Raw genomic sequence first — 15,464 nt, 5'->3', positions numbered from 1 at the left:
TCCTTCCGTGACCGTCCCGCCTCCGCTCCCGTCCGCCGTTCTCGACGCCGCTTCGGCGCCGGACCCGCGCGCCGCCGTCACCGCCGCCTTGCGCGAAAGTTTCGACGCCGATCGCGCCCGCGCCGCACGCCGGGCCGAGAGCGCCACCGACGGGGCCGAGGCCGCGCGTCTCTACGCCGAGGCCGCGGACGCCCTGCTGACCACCCTGTGGCGGTTCGCGACCGAACAGGTGCATCCGGCTCTGGACGAGCGGCTGACCCTGCTGGCCGTCGGCGGCTATGGGCGCGGGGTGCTGGCGCCGTTTTCGGACCTCGACCTGTTGTTCCTGCGGCCGGGACAGGCGATCAGCCCGCGCGCACAGGCGGTGGTCGAGTTCGTCCACTATGTCCTGTGGGATCTGGGGCTGAAGGTCGGTTCGGCCTTTCGCTCCATCGGCGAGACGCTGGCGTTGGCGCGCGACGACATGACCGTGCGCACCACCCTGCTGGAGGCGCGGGTCCTGGCGGGGGACGTCGGGCTCGGCGAGGGCCTGCTGAAGCGGTTCCGCAGCGCGGTCAGCCGCGCTGATCCGCGCCCTTTCATCGCCGCCAAGATGGCTGAGCGCGACGTGCGGCTGCAGAAGACCGGCGCGGTCCGCTACCGCGTCGAGCCCAACATCAAGGACGGCAAGGGCGGGCTTCGCGACCTCAACACCCTGTTCTGGATCGCTCGCTCCCTGGCGCCGGACAGCGACCGGGGACAGGCGGCGCTCGAGGGCCTGCTGACCGCGCGCGAGATGCGCAGCTTCCGCGAGGCGATCGGCTTCCTGTGGCGGGTCCGTATCCTGCTGCACCTCAGCGCCGGTCGGGCCGAGGAGAAGCTGACCTTTGACTTCCAGCCCGAGATCGCCCGGCGCATGGGCTGGCGCGGGCGCGGCGATGAACTGGCGGTCGAGCGTTTCATGCGTCGCTATTTCCAGGTGGCGCGCGAGGTCGGCGCCCTGACCCGCGCCGTCTCGGCCCAACTGGAGGCCCGCCAGCAGAAGAAGGCCGAAGGGCTGGCGCGCGGCCTGTCGCGGTTGATCCGGCGCCGCCGGGTCAAGCTGGCCTTCGACGGTCTGGCGGTGGAGGAGGGACGGCTGACCGTCACGGGGGCCAATGTCTTCGCCCGCGATCCGGTGCGGCTGCTGCTGCTGTTCGTCGAGGCGGATCGGCTGGACCTGGACCTGCACCCCGACGCCTTCGCCGCCGTGATCCGTTCGCTGACGCTGGTGACGCCCGCCCTGCGCCGCGATCCGCGCGCGGCCGAGGCCTTCCTGACGGTGCTGGCGCATGGCCAACGGCCCTATCGCGTCCTGTCGATCATGAATGAGACGGGCTTTCTCGGCCGTTTCCTGCCTGAGTGGGGGCGGATCGTCGGCCAGACCCAGTTCAACATGTATCACGCCTATACGGTGGACGAGCACACCCTGCAGGCGGTCGGGATCATCAACGACATCGCGCGCGGCAAGCTGGAGGGGGACCATCCGGCCTCGACGGGCGTCATCCACCGCATCGCCGACATCGAAGCCCTGATGCTGGCCATGCTGCTGCACGACGTGGGCAAGGGCGGCGACCGGGGCCAGTTGGAGGACGGCGCCATCGCCGCGCGCCGGGCCTGCGAGCGGCTGGGCGTCGACCCGCGCCGGATCGAGCTGGTCGTCTGGCTGGTGCGCCATCACCTGCTGATGAGCGATTACGCCCAGAAGCGCGATGTGTCCGACCCCTCGACCGTGCGCGCCTTCGCCGAGGCCGTGGGCGACCCGGAGCGCTTAAGGATGCTGATGGTGCTGACCGTGGCCGACATCCGCGCCGTGGGGCCGGGCGTGTGGAACGGCTGGAAGGGGCAGCTGATGCGCGCCCTGTTCGAGGCGACCGAGGCACTGTTCCGGGGCGACGCCGTGACGCGCGAAGACCCCCTGGCCGATCACCCGGCGCTGGTCGAACGGGCGCGGCGCGAAGGGGCGGCGGTCGAGGCCCTGCCCGCCGAGGGGCCGCTGGAATCGACCGCCCGCGTGGCCGTGGCGGCGCGCGACCGGCCGGGCCTGTTCGCTGACCTGGCCGCTACCCTGTCGATGGCGGGGGCCGACGTGGTGGGCGCGCGGTTGGCCACGGCCGTGGACGGCATGGCGCTGGACGTGTTCGAGATTCAGGACGGGGCGGGCGAACCCTATGGCGGACGCGAGCCGCGCCGACTGGCCATTCTGGTCAAGGCGATGGAGCGGGCGGTGCTGAAGGGCGCCCGGACCTCGGCTCTGGAGGCGCCGCGCGTCAGCGCCCGCCGCGCCGTGTTCGAGGTGCGGCCCGTGGTGCGGATCGACGCCGATACGGGGACCAGCGCCGTGGTGATCGAGGTGTCGGGCGCCGACCGGCCGGGCCTGCTGGCCGATCTGGCGCGGACGATTTCGGCGCATGGCTACTCCACCCGCTCGGCCCACGTCGCCAGCTTCGGCGAGCGGGCGGTGGACGGCTTCTACATCACCGACGCCGACGGCCGGAAACCCAAGAGCAAGTCGAAGCTGGAGGCGCTGAAGGCTGATCTGCTGGAGGTGCTGGACCGTGCGCCTCAGGGGCCGGCGGGGCGGCGCATCATCCCTGTGCGCGCCAGCGTGCGCGACGTGTCGGATCTGGAAGGCGCTCTGGGCGGCTCGCCCGTATCCAGCGGCTCGCAGGCGCGCTAAGGCGTTTCGGACCGAGCGCAGGAACAGCCGTGAACGACAAGACCGATCCCATCGAACCGGCCGCGCCGATCCCGGCCGCAAACGCCACGGTCGAGCCGGTGGTCCAGCCGCCCGCCTCCGCCGCGACGGCCAAGCCCAAGGCCGGCGGCGTGGCCCGGTCCTCGGCCGTCTTCAGCGCCATGACCCTGCTCAGCCGGCTGGCCGGGTTCGCGCGCGACCTGGTCATCACGGCGGCGCTGGGCGCCTCGGCGGGACCGGCGGCCGACGCCTATTATACGGCGCTGAACTTCCCCAATCTGTTCCGGCGCATCTTCGCCGAAGGGGCCTTCGCCGCCGCCTTCGTGCCCGCCTACGCCAAGACGCTGAAGAGCGAAGGCGAGGCGGCGGCCGACAAGGTTGCGACCGACGCCCTGGCCGCCGTGGCCGCCGTCACCGTGGCCCTGACCGTGGTCGCCCAGCTGGCCATGCCGTGGCTGATGACCGTCATCAACATCGGCTTTCTGGACGATCCGGCGCGCTTCAAGCTGGCGGTGATCCTGACCCAGATCACCATGCCCTATCTGCCCTGCATGGCGATCGCCTCCCTGCTCAGCGGCGTCTTGAACGCGAGGGGGCGCTTCATCGTCTCCGGCGCCTATCCGATCCTGTTGAACCTGATCATGCTGGCCGCCGTCATCCCGGTGAAGGGCGACCAGATCGAGGCCGCCTACGCCGCCTCCTGGGCCGTGCTGGTCGCGGGTGTGGCCCAGGCGGGCCTGTGCTGGTGGGCGGCGCGCAAGGCGGGGGCGAACATCCGCCTCAGCCTGCCGAGGATGACCCCGGCGGTGAAGGCCATCATCATCACCGCCATCCCGGCCGCCATCGGCAACAGCGCGACCCAGATCAACGTTTTCATCTCCGGCAACCTGTCCAGCTTCGTCGACGGCGGCCGCACCTGGCTGGCGACGGCGGACCGGCTGTACCAGCTGCCGCTCGGCCTGGTCGGGGTGGCCATCGGCATCGCCCTTCTGCCCAAGCTGTCCTCGGCGGTGGCGTCCGAGGACAAGGGCCAGCAACAGGCCTCGATGGACGAGGCGCTGATCCTGTCCATGGCCCTGACCCTGCCGGCGGCGGCGGCTCTGATGGCCATGCCCTACTTCCTGATCGACGCCCTGTTCACGCGCGGCGCCTTCCTGCAGGTGGACGCCGTCAACACGGCCCAGGCCCTGCTGCATTTCGGCTGGGGCGTGCCCGCCTTCGTCCTGATCCGCATCCTGGCGCCCGCCTTCTTTGCGCGGGGCGATACGCGGCGGCCCATGGTGTTCGCCCTGATCTCGGTGGCGGTGAACGCCGTCCTGGCCATCGGCCTGTTCAGCGCCGGCATGGGGGTGTCGGGCATTGCGGCGGCGGTCAGCGCCTCGGCCTGGACCAATGTGCTGCTACTGGGCGCGACCCTGTGGCGGCGCGATCACTATCGGCCGAGCCCGCGCGCGGTCTGGCGCCTTGGCCGCATCGCCCTGGCCAGCGCGGGCCTGGCAATGGTGGTCGGCGTCGCGTCGTGGGCGCGGCCGATGCTGCAGGCGCCGGTCGCGGACCTTCTGGCCTTGGCGGGTTCGACCCACGGCGCCAAGGAGATCACCCTGTTGCTGGTCGTGGCCTCGGGCGGTCTGGCCTATGTCGTCCTGGCCTTCCTGACCCGGGCCGTGACCGTGGCCGAGGTCAAGGGCCTGGTCCGGCGGGCGCGGTGAGCTTGCCCTTCGCGCTGCGAACCGATAAGCGCGAAGGCATGGCGCTTTCGGGACGATTTCTCGCTCACGGACGATGGCGCGGCTGATCCGCCGCCCCGCGCTTCCGCACGTCACCCTTTCGCACGCGAAAACGTGCGCCGACATTCGCCTTTCGATTTCCGAGATCCGCTATCATGACTGACCAGACTCCGGCTCAATACACCGGTCCGCGCCGCATCCTGTCCGGCATCCAGGCCTCCGGCGCCCTGCACCTGGGCAACTACCTGGGCGCGCTGAAGCGCTTCACCGAACTGCAGGGGACGGGCGCGCCCCTGTTCGTCTTCGTCGCCGACATGCACGCCATCACCGTCTGGCAGGAGCCGGAGAAACTGGCCGCCCAGACGCGCGAGATCGCGGCGGCCTATCTGGCCTCGGGCCTCGACCCGGCCAAGGCGGTCATCTTCCCGCAGTCAGCGGTGCCGGCCCACGCCGAACTGGCCTGGATCTTCAACTGCGTCGGCCGCCTGGGCTGGTTGGACCGGATGACCCAGTTCAAGGAGAAGTCGGGCAAGCACAAGGAACGCTCCAGCGTGGGTCTGTATACCTATCCGGTGCTGCAGGCGGCGGACATCCTGCTCTACAAGGCGACCGAGGTGCCGGTCGGCGAGGACCAGAAGCAGCACCTGGAGCTGACCCGCGACATCGCCCAGAAGTTCAACAACGACTTCGGTACGCCGGGCTACTTCCCCCTGCCCGAGCCTCTGATCCAGGGCCCGGCGACACGGGTCATGTCCCTGCGCGACGGCGCGGCCAAGATGTCCAAGTCCGATCCGTCGGACCTGTCGCGCATCAATCTGACCGACGACGCCGACGCCATCGCCAACAAGATCAAGAAGGCCAAGACCGATCCCGAGCCGTTGCCGGAGACGGTCGAGGGTCTGGAAGGCCGCGCAGAGGCCAAGAACCTGGTCGCCATCTACGCCGCCCTGGCCGACACCACGCGCGAGGCGGTGCTGGCCGAGTTCGCGGGTCAGGGTTTCGGCGCCTTCAAGCCGAAGCTAGCTGAACTGGCCGTGTCCTCGATGGCGAACGTCACCGCCGAGATGCGTCGCCTGATGAACGACCCGGCCGAGATCGACCGCGCCCTGGCCTCTGGCGCCGAAAAGGCCCGCGAAGTCGCCGAGCCGACTATCGCCGAGGTCAAGAAGATCGTCGGCTTCTGGCAGGGCTGAGCCGAATGGCGCACCCGCTGGATCGTCCGATCTGGAACGCCCTGACGTCTGCGCGTCAGGCGTCCCTGGCCGTAGGGACGGGCGGGGCGTTGCGGCTGGCGCCGGGTTACGGTGTCTTCGTCGCCAGCGTCGATCAGGCGCCGGAAAGCCTGGCGGCCGTCGCGGCGCTGGAGCAGCCCGAGGGGCTGCTGGCCACGGTCGAGGCGGAGCGCACGCCCATCCCGCCGGGCCTGACGGTGCTGAAGGAGGCGGTGCTGACGCAGATGGTTCTGGTCGATCTGGCTCCGGCCAAGGCGCGCGACATCGCTATAGAGCCCCTGACCGAAGCCGACGCCCCGGCCATGCTGGCGCTGGCGACCCTGACCGAGCCGGGGCCCTTCTTCGACAAGACGCACCGACTGGGCGACTTCTTCGGGGTCAAGCAGGACGGGCGGCTGTTGGCCATGGCGGGTGAACGGCTGAAGCCGGACGGCTTCACCGAGGTCTCGGGCGTCTGCGCCCATCCCGACGCGCGCGGGCGGGGTTACGCCGGGGCGCTGATGCGGGCGGTGATCGCGCGCATCCTGGCGCGCGGCGAGACGGCCTTCCTGCATTCCTATGCGGACAACGCCGGAGCCATCGCCCTGTATCATTCGCTGGGCTTCACCATCCGGGCGCAGATGCAGATGCGGATGCTCACCCAAGGCGATCTGGTCAAGGGCGATCTGGCGGAACCCGCTGAGGGCACCTAGCTTAGCTTCGACCCTTTGTTTCGGAGCCTGTCATGAGCCAGCACGTCGCCGTCGTCGAATGGAACCGGGGCGATCAGCCCTTCAGCGACAACAAATACGGTCGCGGCCATGACTGGCGCTTCGACGGCGGCGCGGTGGTGCGGGGATCGTCTGCGCCCTCGCCCATGATCCCGCCGCCCCTGTCGGAAGAGGCGGCGGTGGACCCGGAAGAGGCCCTGGTCGCCGCCCTGTCCAGCTGCCACATGCTGTTCTTCCTGGCCTACGCCCGCAAGGACGGCTTCGTGGTCGATTCCTATCGCGACGAGGCCGAAGGAACCCTGGGCAAGGACGAGCGCGGCAAGATGTCGATCACCGCGGTGGTGCTGCGCCCGGCCGTGACCTGGTCGGGCGACAAGCAGCCGGATGCGGCGACCATCGCCGATCTGCATCACCGCGCCCATGACGTCTGCTACATCGCCAACTCGGTTCGCGCCGAGGTGAAGATCGAGCCGCGCTGAAATCCTCAGGCCGTCTCCTCTTCGATCAGGGAGCGGAAGGCGGCGTGGGCGGCGATCATGCCGTCCGTCGTCGCCAGGGTGATGTTGCCCGCCGGCCGCGCCAGGTCGCCGGCGGCGAAGACCCCCGGTTGGCTGGTCTGTTGCTGAGTGTCGACCTTGACGATGCGGCCCATGGGGGTGTCGGTCATCTCGCAGCCCAGGCGTTCGGCGAAGCCGCCGGACTGCCGCACATGGGCGCCGACGAAGACAGCCTTCAGCGGGATGAAGCGCCCGTCCGTCAGCCGCGCCCCGGTCAGGGTCGGCGCCTCGCCTTCCAGACGTTCGATGGGCGTCGGCTCGATGGTTACGCCGCGCAGCGCCAGCACGCGCGCCTCGTCTTCGCTCAGGCGCGCAGGGTCGATGAACAGCACGGCCTGGCCCCATTCGGCGACAACGCTGGCGTACTGGACCGCATGGTCGCCGCGCCCCAGGACGCCGATCGGCCCGCCGCCGACCTCATAGCCGTGGCACCAGGGACAGTGCAGGGCGGTTCGGCCCCAACGCTCCTTCACGCCGGGCAGGTCGGGCAGGACGTCCTCGACCCCATGGGCCAGGATCAGGCGACGGCCCATGGTCCGGCTGCCGTCGGCGAACGCGACCGAGAAGCCGCCGTCGATGCGCGCTGCGTCCACCGCCTCGGCCATGCGGAAGGCGGCGGTGGGATAGGCCGCGACCTGGGCACGGGCGGCGGCGGCGATCTCTGCACCCGGACGCCCGTCGTTGCTCAGCACGCCGTGCGCGCGAGCGGCGAAGCGGTTCCGGGGGCGGCCGTCGTCGATGACCAGGACGCGGCGGCGCGCCCGCACCAGCTGCAGGGCGGCGGACAGGCCCGCGTAGGAACCGCCGATGACGACGGCGTCATGGGGCATCGGATTTTCGCTGGTGCGCATGGAGCAGGTCTCTCTTGGGATGGGCGGCCAGCCGGCGCGAGAAGTCCGCCGCAAGATCGGCCAGGGTGATGGAGTCCAGCCGCGCGGCCAGCAGGGCGCGGGCGGCGGCGTAGGTGTCGGACAGGGCGTCGTTGACGGCGGCCTCGATCAGGCAGCCCTCCGCCTCGACCGGGGGTGTTTCGGGCAGCAGGCCGGGCTCGCCCAGGGCGGCGTGGACCTGGCCCAGGGTGACGGTCTCCAGCGGGCGCGCCAGCTGCCAGCCGCCGCCGTGGCCCTTCTCGGACACGACCAGCCCCTGTTCGCGCAGGCCCGCCATGGTGCGGCGGACCACGACCGGATTGGTCGACAGACAGGTCGCCAGCATGTCCGAGGTCATTGGTCGGCCGCAGCGCTGTTCATGCTCGGCCATGTGCAGCAGGGCGTGCAGGATGTTGGAGAGGCGGGAGTCTCTTTTCATGTAACTTCAATTGTTACGTGATGGCCCGCGCGTCAAGGCGCGGTCCAGAGATTATTTTCAGGCGTGGGGCGCGCTGTCCTTCAGGAAGGCGCTGAAGCGGCGCAGCGCCTCTTCGGTCAGTTCGGGATGGTGGCGCATGGGGCCGTTGTTGGTCGGCTCGTCAAAGGCGTGGGTGCCGTCGGCTACCCAGCTTTCGACCTCTGAGCCGCAGTCGCGGATCATGGCGTTGACCCGCTCGGCGTTGCGCACGGTGGTCAGGTGATCGCGTTTGGCCGTCAGCGCCAGGACGCGCGGGCAATGGCGCCAGGGCTTCATTCGATTGAAGGCCCAGGGGCCGATGTAGGGATAGGCCAGCCAGACGGCCTTGACGCCGGACAGATCGACGGTTGTGGGATCGGCCACGCCCATACGGCCCGGCTCGGGCGTCTCGCTCATCATCTCCATGATGGCCCAGCCGCCGTGGCTCCACCCGCCCAGCGCCAGCTGCGAGGCGTCGACCTCAGGGCGTTGCGAGACGCCATGGATGGCCGCCAGCACGTCGCCCGCGCGCTCATAGCCGCGAAAGGCCAGGCCGGTGCAGACGGCGATCAGGGTGAAGTTTCGGCCCCATCCGCGCGGCGCATAGGAATCGACGATGAAGGCGCGCCAGCCCGCCGCCTTCGCCGCCTCGGCGTAGCGCGGCAGATGGGCCCGCAGACCGCCGCAGCCGTGGAACAGAAGGACCGCCGGACGGGCCTTGTCGTCGTCCGGTCCGACGACGTGAACATGGGGTTCCAGCTGGGCCCAGCGGGCGGCGACGGTGTCCATCGGCGCAGCTTAATCCGTCTCTCCGCCGAAGAAAGAGGTCTTGCGCTTTCGATATATCGATATATCTGTTTGCGAGTTCGATATATCTAAGTGAGAGAGAAGAGACGCAGATGAGAGGATTCAAGGGAATCGGAATGCGCGGCTGCGGCATGGGCCACGGCTTTGCGCGCGGGCACGGCGGCCCTTTTCGGTCGATGCGGCCGGAAGGGCGACGCATGGGCGAGGGTCGGATGCGCGGCGAAGGCCACGGCCGTCGCGGCGGCGGCCGCATGTTCGAGCACGGCGCCCTGCGCTGGGTGCTGCTGTCGCTGATCGCGGACAAGCCCAGTCACGGTTATGAACTGATCAAGGCCATCGAGGCCCGGATGGGCGGAACCTATACGCCCAGCCCCGGCGTCATCTACCCCAGCCTGACCCTGCTGGAGGACATGGGCGCCCTGAGCGTCGTCGCCGAGGGCGGCAAGAAGCGTTACGCCGTCACCGATGAAGGCCGTCGCCTGCTTGGCGAGAACGCCGAGGCCCTGGCTCACGCCGAGCGCAAGATGAAAGTCTTGCGCGGCCGCGCCGATCGTCCGGCCCGCATCGCCCAGGCCATCGAGGCCTTCCGCGCGGCGACCCATGAGCGTCTGAGCCAGGAACCGCCGCTCAGCGAGGATCAGGTCGAGACCATCGCCGACCTGATCGAGGCCGCAGCCGAAAAGGTGAGACAGGCATGAACGACGCCCTGCTGAGACAACCGCGCCGCGTGCGGCACGAGCTGAAGTTCCGCCGTGCCCACGTTGAGGCGGTCGAACAACTGACCCCCGTGCTGAAGCGGATCGTGCTGACGGGCGAGGAGTTGGACGGCTTCTTCAGTCCCGGTTTCGACGACCATGTGAAAGTCTTCCCCACACCGCGCGGCGTGCCGTTGGTTTTGCCCACGCTGGGGCCGGACGGACCGGTGTTTCCCGATCCCCGGCCGGTGGCGCGCGATTATACGCCACGCGCCTTTGACGCCGCCAACCGACGGCTGACCATCGATTTCGCGGTCGGCCATGGCGGTCCGGCGACGGCCTGGGCAGAAGATGCGCGACCGGGCGACGAACTGGGTCTGGGCGGGCCGCGCGGCTCTTTCCTGATCCCGACCAGCTTCGCCGAGCATCTTCTGGTCGGCGACGAGGCGGCCATCCCCGCCATCGCGCGCCGTCTGGAGGAATTGCCCGCGACCGCGCGCGCCATCGCCTGCATCGAGGTAAACGACGCGTCGGGCGAGTTGGACCTGCCCAGTCCGGCGAACGTCGAGATCGTCTGGGTGCATCGCAACGGCGGCCCGCGCGGCCGCGCCGAGGCCCTGACGGCGGCGGCGGTCGCGGCGGCGAAACGGATCGACCCGGCTGACGCCTATGTCTGGGTCGCCTGCGAATCCTCGGTCGCCCGCTCGATGCGCGCGGCCCTCCTGGCCGCCCGGCCGTTCAACCCGAAATGGATGAAGGTCGCCGGCTACTGGCGCCTGGGCCGGGCCGGCTCGCACGAGGTGATCGAGGACTGAGGCCCGACCGGGCCTTGGCCAAAAGAAAGGGCGCTGCCGATGACCGGCAGCGCCCTCTTCTTTGCGCTCAAGCAGCGAGCCGCCGCGCGGCTCGCGTTAGCGCTCTTCATGCCTAGTGCCGGAACACGCGCACGCCCGTGAAGGCCATGGCGATGCCGCGTTCGTCGGCGGCGGCGATGACCTCCTCGTCGCGGATCGAGCCGCCCGGCTGGATCACCGCCGTGGCCCCGGCGGCGACGGCTTCCAGCAGGCCGTCGGCGAAGGGGAAGAAGGCTTCGGAGGCGCAGGCTGAACCCTCGGCGAGCGAATGGGCCAGACCCTTGGCCTCGCCGGCTTCCTTGGCGCGGATGGCGGCGATGCGAGCGCTGTCGCGACGGTTCATCTGACCCGCGCCGATGCCCGCCGTCTGGCCGTCCTTGGCGTAGACGATGGCGTTCGACTTGACGTGCTTGGCCACGGTGAAGGCGAACAGCATGTCCTGGATCTCGGTCGGCGTCGGCTGACGGCGCGTGACGATCTTCAGGTCCGACGGCTTGATCAGCGAGCGGTCGCGCGACTGCACCAGGAAGCCGCCGGCCACCGAGCGGAAGACTTCGCCCGGACCGTGCGGGTCGGGCAGCCCGTCCGTGATCAGCAGGCGCAGGTTCTTCTTGGCGGCGAAGACGGCCTTGGCTTCGTCGTCGGCGCCCGGCGCGATGACGACCTCGGTGAAGATGCCGGTGATGGCGCGGGCGTCGTCGCCGTTCAGCGGGCGGTTGACGGCGATGACGCCGCCGAAGGCCGACACGGCGTCGCATTCCAGCGCGCGGGCGTAGGCTTCCGACAGGTCCTTGCCGACGGCCACGCCGCAGGGGTTGGCGTGCTTGACGATGACGCAGGCCGGGGCCTCGAACTCGGCGACCAGTTCATAGGCGGCGTCGGCGTCGGCGATGTTGTTGTAGCCCAGTTCCTTGCCCTGGATCTGGGCAGCGTAGGCCACGCCCGGACGACGTTCGCCGGTGCGGTAGAAGGCGCCGGTCTGGTGCGGATTCTCGCCGTAGCGCAGGGTCTGGGCCAGCGAACCGGCGATCGACTTGCGGGCCGGAGCGGCGTCGTTCAGCTGAGCGGCGAACCAGCCGGAAACGGCGGCGTCATAGGCGGCGGTGCGGGCGAAGGCGCGGGCGGCCAGTTGCTTGCGCAGGGCCAGGGTGGTCGAGCCGTCGGCCTTCAGCGCTTCGACGATCAGGCCGATGCTGATCGAGTCCACGGCGACGGCGACGTGGCCGTGGTTCTTGCTGCCCGAGCGGATCATGGCCGGGCCGCCGATGTCGATGTTCTCGATGGCCGCTTCAAAGCCGCCGCCCTCCTCGACCGTCTTCTCGAACGGATAGAGGTCGATCCAGACGATATCGATGGCGCCGATATTGTGCTCTGTCATGGCGGCGGCGTGGGTCGGGGCGTTGCGCACGCCGAGCAGGCCGCCGTGGACGACGGGGTGCAGGGTCTTGACCCGGCCGTCCATCATTTCCGGGAAGCCGGTCAGATCGGCCACGTCCTTGACCGGCAGGCCGAAGCCCGCGATCGCCGCCTTGGTGCCGCCGGTGGAGACCAGCTCGACGCCCAGCCCCGCCAGGGTGCGCGCGGCGTCTTCCAGCCCCGCCTTGTCCGACAGGGAGATCAGGGCGCGGACGGGTTTGATCGCGTCCGGGGCGGGCGGAAAGTCGGGAGCGGCGGGCATGGGCGGCGTCCGTTTACGGCTGGGGCGGGGAGATGGCGGGGCCTCTAGCATCAACGGGGCGCGGCGTCAGCCCTTGGGCCGTGTTCAGGGCTGATCCGAGCTCTGGGGCAGGGCCATGAAGTCGCCTTTCCGCGCGGCTCGCCAATCCGCTTCGTCTGGCCAGCCGCCGCGCGGCCCTCTCCAGCGCGTCGCCAGCCGCTCGTCCGGTTTCAGCGGAACGCCGGCCAACACGGCGTCGCATTGCACCGACATGATGCGACCGATCAGGCGTACGGCCAGTTCGTCATCGCCGAAACGGGTCAGCCACGGTTCCGCAAAGGTCTGGGACGGTTGGAACCAACCCGACGACTGTTGCACGGCCTCTTCATTGACGAGCAGGCGCTCCTGGCCCCATCCGGACCAGGCGAAGGCGTTGTCGACGCAGACCGTGCTGTTGCCGATCCGATAGAGCCAGCGTTGTCCGATCAGGGTCGCCACAGGTCAGCTCGGATCGCCGCTCGCGCCGGCGGGGCTCAGCTTCCAGCGGACCTTGGTCTCGGCGTCGGTGCGGGCCGAGCCGCGCACGACGATCTGCAAGGAACGGCGGGTCAGGCCTTCGTCGATGTGGACGGCGGGCTCGATGGCCACGTCGGGGCCGTCGCTGCGGAACCACCAGCCGCGCCCGGACGGGCCGCGCAGCAGGATGGAGCGGCGGTCGCGGGCCAGCGAGGCCTGAACGCCCGGCTCGAGCTGGAAGCGCAGGGCGTAGGGGGCGGCGATGGCGCGGGTCGCTTCGGGACGGCCTTCGGGCGGATGCAGCCGCTCTTCGGCGCGCAGCTCGTCAAGACGCTGGTCGATGTAGAGACGACGCTGGTGCATCAGGCCGTACAGCGGCATCCAGCCGTCGTGCTCGACCTCCAGCCAGACGGCGCCGTCGCCTTCCTGGTGCTGGCGCGTGACATGAAGGGCGGGGCCGACGAGACGCGGGCCCAGTAACTCGCCCTTCCAGCCCGACAGGGGTTCGCCCAGCGGCTGTTCGCCCAGGGTCAGGGTGGAGGCGCCGGGCGTCAGGCGCAGGGCCTGGCGGTCCAGGGCGCGCGGGGTCCATCCGGCCGAGGTGAACAGGCGGTCGCGGCCGCAGACGACCTCCAGGGCGGCGGGCTGGCCGCAGGCGGCGGCCGACCAGGCGTTGCGGGCCGGGGCCTCGACATCGATCATGACGGTCAGCAGCGGGCTGGAGACGCGCAACAGGCCGCCGACGAGGCCGCCGGCCGGGGCGGCGGGCGCATCGTCATGGGCGCGGGCGGCGGCGATGCGTTCCGGCGTCGAGGGGCCGCCGCCCTGGAAGACGGCCAGGCGGCGGTCGGGCAGGGTCTGGACGCGCAGGGCCAGGGTCAGGCGCGAGATGGCCTCGGCCACCGGCTCGGGCGTCACCTCCGACAGCTGGGCCAGGGCGTCGTCCAGCGTCAGCAGGTCGAGCAGCAGCTCCAGCCCCATCTCCGGCGCGCGCGTGGCGTGGGCGCCGTCAGGGGCGACGGTGGCGGCCAGGGCGCCGGGCAGGCGTTTCAGCGCCTTGTTGCGGATGGCGGCGCCGGCCTTGCCGGTCAGAGCGCAGCCGGCGACGGCGGCGGCGGTCAGGCGCTCGGCGCGGCCCATGATCCCGCCGGGCGGGCGCAGCAGCTGGCGCGCCTGGTGGGCCAGGATGTCCGTCAGTTGCAGGCGCTCGACCTCGGTCGCCACGCCCGCCAGCCGCCGTCCGGCGCAGGCCAGATGATAGACGCGGCGGGCCAGGATGTCGGGATCCCAGGAGAAGGGCGACCAGCGGCTGAACACCTCGCGCCAGGCCAGGGTCATGGCCAGGGCCTCGCGCGCGCCGCGATCGCCCTGGGCCATCATGGCGGGCAGCCAGGCGAAGCCGTGCAGTTCGACCGCGAAGGCGCGGCTGGGGGTGGGGCTGTTCCACAGCTCCAGCGGGGTCTCGGCGTCCAGGCTGAGGCCGGCCAGCGTCAGCTTGCCCGACAGCAGGGGGCGCGGCGCCTCTTCGGGCAGGGGGCGGAAGTCACGCGGACTGACGGCGAAGCCCTCGGCCGTGGGGCCGCCCAGGGTCAGGCCGTAGCCGGGCAGGCCGTAAAGCTCGATCCACGCCTGGCGCGCGGCCAGTCCCTTGGCGACCGAGGCCCAAAGGCGCGGGTCGGGCCGGGCGCCCGAGGCGGCGCGCACGGGGGTCCGCAGGGGCGCGCCCTTCAGACCGGGGATGTGCCCCTCGGCCAGGGGGACGTCGCTATCGCGCGGGGCGAAGGGGCCGAGGGGACTCACGCGGCGGCGGCCTTCAGGGCCTGGATGTTGGCGGCGTAGGCGTCCGGTCCGCCCTTGAAGACGAAGGAGCCCGCGACCAGGGCGTCGGCTCCGGCGGCGACGCAGGCTCCGGCGTTGGCGGCGACCACGCCGCCGTCGACCTGAAGATGGGCCTTGGACCCGGCGCGGTCGAGGATGGCGCGGGCGCGCTCGATCTTCCTCAGCGAGGTCTCGATGAATTTCTGACCGCCGAAGCCGGGATTGACCGACATGATCAGCACCAGGTCCACCATCTCCACGGTCTCCTCCAGCACGCTCAGCGGCGTGCCCGGGTTGAAGACGAGGCCGGCCTTTGCGCCCAGCTGACGAATCTGGCCCAGCGTGCGGTGGACGTGCGGGCCGCTTTCGGGGTGGACGCTCATGATGTCGGCGCCCGCCGCGCGATAGGCCTCCAGCCAGTTGTCGACCGGAGCGACCATCAGGTGCACGTCGAACGGCAGGCTGGTGTGCGGGCGCAGGGCCTTCACCACGTCCGGGCCGATGGTCAGGTTGGGCACGAAATGGCCGTCCATGACGTCGACGTGAATCCAGTCGGCGCCGGCCGTCTCCAGCGCGCGGATCTCCTCGCCCAGCTTGGAGAAGTCGCTGGCCAGGATGGAGGGGCAGATCAGCGGGGCGGTCGCGGTCGTCTGGGTCATGACTGTGCGACTTACGGCCCTCGGCGGCGAGGGGCAAGCCGGGCCGCTGACGCAGTTGCCGAGGGAGGCGTCCATTCGCGCTTCGCGAACGGTCGGCGGTGGTCGTTGGCGAAGGCGCGGCGGTCGAGGGCGCAAGGCCGCTGGCGAGGCGCAGCCGGTCGACGCAAGGACGGCGGCGAACCGCTCCACC

At 70.6% G+C, this 15,464-nt stretch carries 14 protein-coding genes; 7 read left to right on the top strand and 7 right to left on the bottom strand.

The window, feature by feature from the left end; all coding sequences use genetic code 11:
- Positions 1–7: 7 nt before the first annotated feature.
- The 5 genes from glnD (at position 8) to AC52GN_RS14955 (ending at position 6,864) form a co-directional block, all read left to right on the top strand.
- Positions 8–2,698, top strand: a complete 2,691-nt coding sequence (gene glnD / locus AC52GN_RS14975) for a [protein-PII] uridylyltransferase (RefSeq protein WP_496527601.1) — start codon at positions 8–10, stop codon at positions 2,696–2,698.
- A 29-nt stretch (positions 2,699–2,727) separates the two neighbouring features.
- Positions 2,728–4,425, top strand: coding sequence for a murein biosynthesis integral membrane protein MurJ (gene murJ / locus AC52GN_RS14970; RefSeq protein WP_496527600.1), 1,698 nt, complete (start codon positions 2,728–2,730; stop codon positions 4,423–4,425).
- Positions 4,426–4,598: 173 nt separating this feature from the next.
- On the top strand, positions 4,599–5,636 hold the full coding sequence (gene trpS, locus AC52GN_RS14965; RefSeq protein ID WP_496527599.1) for a tryptophan--tRNA ligase: 1,038 nt from the start codon (positions 4,599–4,601) through the stop codon (positions 5,634–5,636).
- Positions 5,637–5,641: 5 nt separating this feature from the next.
- A complete protein-coding gene (locus AC52GN_RS14960) occupies positions 5,642–6,367 on the top strand; it encodes a GNAT family N-acetyltransferase (RefSeq protein ID WP_496527598.1) in 726 nt (241 codons plus the stop codon).
- Positions 6,368–6,399: 32 nt separating this feature from the next.
- Positions 6,400–6,864 (top strand): OsmC family protein, encoded by a 465-nt coding sequence (locus AC52GN_RS14955; RefSeq protein WP_496527597.1) that lies wholly within the window; start codon positions 6,400–6,402, stop codon positions 6,862–6,864.
- Positions 6,865–6,869: 5 nt separating this feature from the next.
- Here the strand turns inward: AC52GN_RS14955 and AC52GN_RS14950 are convergent, their stop codons facing one another.
- From AC52GN_RS14950 to AC52GN_RS14940, 3 genes are read right to left on the bottom strand one after another with little or no spacing between them, the layout of a single operon-like run.
- Positions 6,870–7,793, bottom strand: a complete 924-nt coding sequence (locus AC52GN_RS14950; protein ID WP_496527596.1) for an NAD(P)/FAD-dependent oxidoreductase — start codon at positions 7,791–7,793, stop codon at positions 6,870–6,872.
- Positions 7,762–8,250 (bottom strand): Rrf2 family transcriptional regulator, encoded by a 489-nt coding sequence (locus AC52GN_RS14945; RefSeq protein WP_496527595.1) that lies wholly within the window; start codon positions 8,248–8,250, stop codon positions 7,762–7,764. Before AC52GN_RS14945 ends, AC52GN_RS14950 begins: the two co-directional genes overlap by 32 nt.
- Positions 8,251–8,307: 57 nt before the next feature.
- Positions 8,308–9,057 (bottom strand): dienelactone hydrolase family protein, encoded by a 750-nt coding sequence (locus AC52GN_RS14940; RefSeq protein WP_496527594.1) that lies wholly within the window; start codon positions 9,055–9,057, stop codon positions 8,308–8,310.
- 110 nt (positions 9,058–9,167) lie between these two features.
- Here AC52GN_RS14940 and AC52GN_RS14935 point away from each other — a divergent pair, with 110 nt between their 5' ends.
- Complete coding sequence (locus tag AC52GN_RS14935) at positions 9,168–9,773, top strand: PadR family transcriptional regulator (protein WP_496527593.1); 606 nt, start codon at positions 9,168–9,170, stop codon at positions 9,771–9,773.
- On the top strand, positions 9,770–10,585 hold the full coding sequence (locus AC52GN_RS14930; RefSeq protein ID WP_496527592.1) for a siderophore-interacting protein: 816 nt from the start codon (positions 9,770–9,772) through the stop codon (positions 10,583–10,585). Before AC52GN_RS14935 ends, AC52GN_RS14930 begins: the two co-directional genes overlap by 4 nt.
- A gap of 112 nt (positions 10,586–10,697) precedes the next feature.
- Here the strand turns inward: AC52GN_RS14930 and purH are convergent, their stop codons facing one another.
- The 4 genes from purH to rpe all read right to left on the bottom strand — a co-directional run bounded on the left by purH (position 10,698) and on the right by rpe (position 15,274).
- Positions 10,698–12,302 carry a bifunctional phosphoribosylaminoimidazolecarboxamide formyltransferase/IMP cyclohydrolase gene (gene purH, locus AC52GN_RS14925; RefSeq protein ID WP_496527591.1) on the bottom strand — a complete coding sequence of 535 codons (1,605 nt, stop codon included), beginning with the start codon at positions 12,300–12,302 and terminating at the stop codon, positions 10,698–10,700.
- 84 nt (positions 12,303–12,386) lie between these two features.
- On the bottom strand, positions 12,387–12,779 hold the full coding sequence (locus AC52GN_RS14920; RefSeq protein WP_312220978.1) for a hypothetical protein: 393 nt from the start codon (positions 12,777–12,779) through the stop codon (positions 12,387–12,389).
- Between the two features lie 3 nt (positions 12,780–12,782).
- Positions 12,783–14,597, bottom strand: a complete 1,815-nt coding sequence (locus AC52GN_RS14915) for a heparinase II/III family protein (RefSeq protein WP_346485262.1) — start codon at positions 14,595–14,597, stop codon at positions 12,783–12,785.
- Positions 14,594–15,274: a ribulose-phosphate 3-epimerase gene (gene rpe, locus AC52GN_RS14910; RefSeq protein WP_291780743.1), complete on the bottom strand. Its 681-nt coding sequence runs from the start codon at positions 15,272–15,274 to the stop codon at positions 14,594–14,596. The genes AC52GN_RS14915 and rpe overlap by 4 nt, the downstream gene beginning before the upstream one ends.
- Positions 15,275–15,464 lie beyond the last annotated feature (190 nt).

The organism is Brevundimonas sp. SS2672, assembly GCF_059579685.1.
This window is presented reverse-complemented; position numbering and strand designations above follow the sequence as displayed.

Excerpts from the sequence above, each read along its gene's own strand:
- trpS (WP_496527599.1), top strand. The coding sequence starts at position 4,599 with ATGACTGACCAGACTCCGGCTCAATACACCGGTCCGCGCCGCATCCTG.
- AC52GN_RS14940 (WP_496527594.1), bottom strand. The coding sequence starts at position 9,057 with ATGGACACCGTCGCCGCCCGCTGGGCCCAGCTGGAACCCCATGTTCAC.
- purH (WP_496527591.1), bottom strand. The coding sequence starts at position 12,302 with ATGCCCGCCGCTCCCGACTTTCCGCCCGCCCCGGACGCGATCAAACCC.
- AC52GN_RS14935 (WP_496527593.1), top strand. The coding sequence starts at position 9,168 with ATGAGAGGATTCAAGGGAATCGGAATGCGCGGCTGCGGCATGGGCCAC.
- rpe (WP_291780743.1), bottom strand. The coding sequence starts at position 15,274 with ATGACCCAGACGACCGCGACCGCCCCGCTGATCTGCCCCTCCATCCTG.
- AC52GN_RS14945 (WP_496527595.1), bottom strand. The coding sequence starts at position 8,250 with ATGAAAAGAGACTCCCGCCTCTCCAACATCCTGCACGCCCTGCTGCAC.
- AC52GN_RS14930 (WP_496527592.1), top strand. The coding sequence starts at position 9,770 with ATGAACGACGCCCTGCTGAGACAACCGCGCCGCGTGCGGCACGAGCTG.
- AC52GN_RS14950 (WP_496527596.1), bottom strand. The coding sequence starts at position 7,793 with ATGCGCACCAGCGAAAATCCGATGCCCCATGACGCCGTCGTCATCGGC.
- AC52GN_RS14955 (WP_496527597.1), top strand. The coding sequence starts at position 6,400 with ATGAGCCAGCACGTCGCCGTCGTCGAATGGAACCGGGGCGATCAGCCC.
- AC52GN_RS14960 (WP_496527598.1), top strand. The coding sequence starts at position 5,642 with ATGGCGCACCCGCTGGATCGTCCGATCTGGAACGCCCTGACGTCTGCG.